This is a genomic window from Streptomyces sp. XY431 (genome assembly GCF_001279805.1).
Lineage (GTDB): Bacteria > Actinomycetota > Actinomycetes > Streptomycetales > Streptomycetaceae > Kitasatospora > Kitasatospora purpeofusca.
In genome coordinates this window covers 1-4426 of record NZ_LGDO01000191.1, presented here as the reverse complement: position 1 = coordinate 4426, position 4426 = coordinate 1, and the positions used below count along the sequence as shown (strand labels likewise).

Genomic DNA, 4426 nt, shown 5'->3' with positions numbered 1-4426 from the left:
CTGCCAGTCGTCGCCGCTCCAGCCCTCGGGGAAGGCTGCGGTGACCGACGCGAAGAACTGGCCGTTCTGCCACCGCCCGATGGTGCTCGTGCGGTAGTCAGGCTCATGTCTGATCGGGATGACCTCGGGAACGCTCATGGGCTGAACCATAGGCGCTACCTGGGACAACAGGCGGTGACAGCCTCACCGCCTGTCCGCGCTGAATGAGATCTCAAACGCGGTCTGAGACCCGATCCGGTGTACAGCCCGGAGCCCAGGGTCGTGCGGGCCCGGGCCGCCCTGCCGGCCCGTTGAACCCGGTGGCGGAACCGGAGCACAGAACCTCTCCGAGTCGATTCCTCCGCCGAGGCAACCCTGGACCGAACGCCTGGAGGCCGCCACCGTACTGGGTGGCGGCCTGCTGTACCTTTCCAGACCGTGGTGCCGGGCAGCGCGGAGTCGGACGATCCGCTGCTCCCGCCGCTGGAAGCGATCGAGCTGGAGGCCTTCCGGCGGCGGCACGCCGAGGACACGTTCTGGTGCGGGCTGCTGCCCGGCGGCTGCGGTGTACGGCTCACCACCAAGCCGTACACCGACCTTTTCTGAACCTGCCGAGCCGCGCTGTCCTCTGCCGCCGAACCTGGCCGCTGAGGGGCCAGTGTCAGCACCCGCGACCGCGCCTGAGATCATCCCGGCCATGTTCGTAGCGAAGCGCAGACAGCAGGCCATTGCGGGCGTCGAGTCGCACGTGCGTGACTTCTTTGCAGGTCACGAGCAGGTTCAAGCCCGTGACTACGACCTCGGGCCCGGCCGTCGGGATGCCGTCCCCGGGCTGCGCATCATCGCGGCCGGTCCCGGCCCCCGCTGCAACGCCTGGACATACGTCACCGCCGGGTGCTGGTCCGCGGTCGAGAAGCACGGTCACGGAATTGAGTTCGCCCTGACCGGTCCGGCCGGCGATGTGAGCTTCGTCGACCTGCTCGCGAAGATCGCCTACTACCACGCGGGCCATCATCTTGATCTTGAGCACAGCATGCCCATCGGTGAGCCGTGGATGCCCGGTTCATCTTGCGACAACCTGCTGATCAGCCTGCCCTATCTCCATGATCCTGACATGGAAATCTGCCCGCTCCCGAACGGGCATGCCCGCATCCTCTGGGCTCTCCCGGTGACGGCCGCCGAACTCGCATATCGCCGCGAACACGGCCATGAAGCGCTTGAGCGACTCTTCGAACAGCACGAGATCGAGCCCACGGATCCCAGGCGCGCTTCGGTGGTCTGAGAACCTGCCCCTCGCTCCGGGCCTCCGGAGCGCATTCACCTGTTTGGAGAAGCGATGGAGGAGCCGCCATTCGGCGTGTTGTTGACGACGGGCGGCGACCGCGGGTTCGATCTGGTTCAGGCGGTTCGGGCCGTGACTCGTCTGAGCGCCTGGCAGAGCAAGCAACTGCTCGACGCCGCGCCCACCACTTTGATCGAGGAGACGTGGTTCGAGCGGGCAGAGCAAGCAGCCAGGCGCCTCAACGAGCTCGGCGCCAGAGCTGATTTGGCCTGCAGGTGGTGCGAACGCGTGATGTTCCCCGAGGACTGTCCGGTGGACCCCGAACCGTGTTCGTCGCCCTACATGTCCCCGGACGGCTGCCCCGCGAGTCGTCCCCGAGGCAACGCCTGATGCGATCAGCCTCCCTCCTGCAACGGCCGGGGTACGCGGATCATTGATCACGATCCGGGAAGGTCGGCATGCCGAGGTTGACTGCCATGCTCCGCCTGGCTTCCTCTGCGTCGAGCTGTGCGATCTTGCCTTCGCCATGGAAAGTAGTAGCGAAGACGTTGGACAGTTGCCCGTCGTTGGGCGTGTCGCGGATTACGACAGGGATGTCACTCTCGGCTGGTCCCTCCCGCCCGCACCCGATTTGCGTGTGAGGACAGGAGCGTGCGAGCCTCGTACGTCATCTTTCTGAAAGGGCTGGTCGTGACACTCGGCATGGTTCTCGGCGACTTCTCCTCTCGCGCTTCGACGCGGGAGCGGTAGCCCTGCCTGCCCTGACACTCGCGCCTGTGCTGTAGCACGGGCCGTTTCTCCTGCTCCTCGTCGAAGTGCTCTTCGTGCCCCTGCACGTTCGATCACGAGGAGTACGTGGTGTCCACGATCCACTGGACCGAAGAGCACACTGTCCGATCCGCCCGATGGCATTCCGAGAGCGCCACACCGCTTCCCGGACGGGTCGTCGTCGCGGATGACCGCATGAATTCCGATACCGCCTGCCGTCTTGCCTGTGAAGGTACGGCGTTGCTGTGGCGGGGCGACTTCCACAACGCACGGCAGCTACTACGCGCGATGAGCCGCCGTATCGACCGGAAACTTCCCCGCTCGGGGGACAGCCCGGCTGAGTCCTTCCATCTGCACCGCCGGGCCCGCAGCCACCGGGCCCGCGTGCTGAGCAGGCTCCTTGTGCTGCTGGAGGACGACTATTACCTGGCTCTGCGCAGAGCTCCCGATGTGCGTCAGGCGTGCGTCGAGGCGTACGGCTCACCGCACGAAGCTGTGGTGGTCTCCTTCACAGAGCTGCTGGGCGTAATCGGCGCCCAGCAGTGGCGCGAGAAGGGCGTGGTCGTGCCGGCCATCAACACCCGCATCCATCCGCACTACGGCGTGTTCTCCCCGATCAGGGGCGAGTACGTCGATTTGGTCGCACAGACACCACTGCCCGCCTCGGTGAACCACGGTGGCGGTCGTCGTACCGCCTTCGACCTCGGCACGGGGACAGGCGTACTCGCTGTCGTCCTCGCCCGCCGGGGGCTCGACCACATTGTGGCCACCGACATCAACCCGCGCGCACTGTCCTGTGCCCGCGAAAACGTCCACCGGATGAAGTTCACCGAACGCATCGATGTCATGGGTCCTGAGTTGTTCCCCGAAGGCCGAGCCCACTTCATCGTCTGTAACCCGCCTTGGATTCCCTCCCGGCCGACCTCTGCTGTCGAGCAAGGCGTCTACGACCCGAACAGTGCCATGCTTCACGGCTTCCTGACCGGACTGGCTTCCCACCTCGAACCAGGTGGTGAAGGATGGCTCATCCTCTCGGACCTCGCCGAACACCTCGGACTCAGGACGCGTCGCGAATTGCTGACCTTCATCGAAGCAGCGGGCCTGCACGTGGTGGACAAGATCGACACCAGGCCGCAGCATCCGCGAGCTTCGGACAGCACTGATCCCCTCCATGCTGCCCGCGCTGCGGAGGTCACATCGCTGTGGCGCCTGGCCAGCAGTTGACAACGGATCACGTAGGCGGTGGCCAGGGGCCAGCAGACTGGTCGCCTCGGCGATCGCCTCCGGGTTGGGCTGAATTAGCGGCGGACGTTCTCTGGCCTCCCTGTGCCGGGACGTGGTGCTGTCAGCAGTCGGAGGTGAGTCTGCCGGCGGTGGTACGGAAGTCGGGCATGCCAAGGTGGACGGTGGACGGTTGTGCTGCACGTTCGCGCATGGCCTCCAGCTTCTGCGCCGCGGCGGCCATGGTGGTCTCGATGGCGGCGACCTCGCCAAGCCAGCCCTGGTCCCGGGCCTCCTGGAGGCGGTCGACGAGGTTGGCGTGGATCTCCTGGAGACGTGGCATCTGGGCCGTGTCCACGAGCAGTAGGGGATATCTGACGCAGGCTTCTCTGAACTAGCGATCGCTACTCGAGGCTCTGTGTAAATCGCTGGCAGCTGGGTCCTCGCCGGGCAAAGATGCAGCCATGCGCTATGCCAACACCGACCCCGAGCTGATGGACCTGGTCCGACGATTCGTCACGCCCGGCCGGCGGTACCTGCGGCTGGGTGGAAGCTCGCTGCGGTTGAGCGGGCCTGAGCGCGAGTTGTTCGTGAGGGAGCTGGTCCAGGCTGCCGGGGAGATCACTCCCACTGAACTCGGCATCCTTTTCGAGGGCGGGTGGCGAGAGTGCAGGACTGCCTCCTGGCTGGTTGCCGTGGCCGGCAGGACCGAGTTCCGCAGCCGCATCGGCGAACTCCTGCTGGCCAGCGGAGGCCCCTACGGCGGGTCATACTGCGTCACACTTGCCACTTTCGGCACCAGCGCGGACGCCGATCTGGTCTGCAGATACCTTGATCGCTACTTACCTCAACCCGACCTCGTCTGGGACCAGACCTTTGCTCTCAGCACACTGCTTCACCTCGATGCCGTCCTCGGGACCGAGCGAGCATCCCGATACCTTGCCGCCGGTGGCCTGTGGCAGCAGTGGACCGATGCCACGTCGAACATGGTGCGGGATCCGCAGGAGTACCGGCAGGTCGTGGACCAGCTCTGTTCCCTCGCCAGCGAGTGCGCTGAACTCTTCGCCAGAATGGAAACTACTGACTTCGGCTTGTCAGGGTGAGGTTGGAGTGTCGAGGGTCAGGCCGGTGCCGGCTATGAAGCCGTCGAGGGTATCGGGCCGGTACTGCAGGCGT

6 protein-coding genes and 1 pseudogene are annotated in these 4426 nt (G+C 65.6%); 5 read left to right on the top strand and 2 right to left on the bottom strand.

Annotation, left to right across the window (positions count from 1 at the left end; all coding sequences use genetic code 11):
* Positions 1-417: 417 nt before the first annotated feature.
* The 4 genes from ADK60_RS42105 (at position 418) to ADK60_RS19775 (ending at position 3253) form a co-directional block, all read left to right on the top strand.
* Positions 418-585, top strand: coding sequence for a hypothetical protein (locus ADK60_RS42105; protein WP_234371165.1), 168 nt, complete (start codon positions 418-420; stop codon positions 583-585).
* A gap of 91 nt (positions 586-676) precedes the next feature.
* Positions 677-1261: a suppressor of fused domain protein gene (locus ADK60_RS19785; protein ID WP_053647713.1), complete on the top strand. Its 585-nt coding sequence runs from the start codon at positions 677-679 to the stop codon at positions 1259-1261.
* A gap of 54 nt (positions 1262-1315) precedes the next feature.
* Positions 1316-1651 carry a ribosomal protein L7/L12 gene (locus tag ADK60_RS19780; protein ID WP_053647710.1) on the top strand — a complete coding sequence of 112 codons (336 nt, stop codon included), beginning with the start codon at positions 1316-1318 and terminating at the stop codon, positions 1649-1651.
* A 468-nt stretch (positions 1652-2119) separates the two neighbouring features.
* On the top strand, positions 2120-3253 hold the full coding sequence (locus ADK60_RS19775) for a methyltransferase (protein ID WP_053647708.1): 1134 nt from the start codon (positions 2120-2122) through the stop codon (positions 3251-3253).
* A gap of 121 nt (positions 3254-3374) precedes the next feature.
* Here the strand turns inward: ADK60_RS19775 and ADK60_RS45790 are convergent, their stop codons facing one another.
* Positions 3375-3593, bottom strand: a complete 219-nt coding sequence (locus tag ADK60_RS45790) for a hypothetical protein (RefSeq protein WP_053647712.1) — start codon at positions 3591-3593, stop codon at positions 3375-3377.
* Positions 3594-3714: 121 nt separating this feature from the next.
* Between ADK60_RS45790 and ADK60_RS19765 the strand changes: the two genes are divergently transcribed.
* Entirely contained in the window at positions 3715-4353 is a 639-nt protein-coding gene (locus ADK60_RS19765; protein ID WP_053647706.1) for a DUF6000 family protein, read from the top strand.
* On the opposite strand, the pseudogene ADK60_RS48135 reads toward ADK60_RS19765, so the two are convergent.
* Positions 4345-4426: pseudogene (locus tag ADK60_RS48135) on the bottom strand (transposase); the annotation flags it as partial. The gene ADK60_RS19765 and the pseudogene ADK60_RS48135 overlap by 9 nt on opposite strands.

Bases quoted from the DNA above. Each gene is read 5' to 3' on its own strand.
- ADK60_RS19765 (WP_053647706.1), top strand. From the start codon at position 3,715: ATGCGCTATGCCAACACCGACCCCGAGCTGATGGACCTGGTCCGACGA.
- ADK60_RS19785 (WP_053647713.1), top strand. From the start codon at position 677: ATGTTCGTAGCGAAGCGCAGACAGCAGGCCATTGCGGGCGTCGAGTCG.
- ADK60_RS45790 (WP_053647712.1), bottom strand. From the start codon at position 3,593: ATGCCACGTCTCCAGGAGATCCACGCCAACCTCGTCGACCGCCTCCAG.
- ADK60_RS19780 (WP_053647710.1), top strand. From the start codon at position 1,316: ATGGAGGAGCCGCCATTCGGCGTGTTGTTGACGACGGGCGGCGACCGC.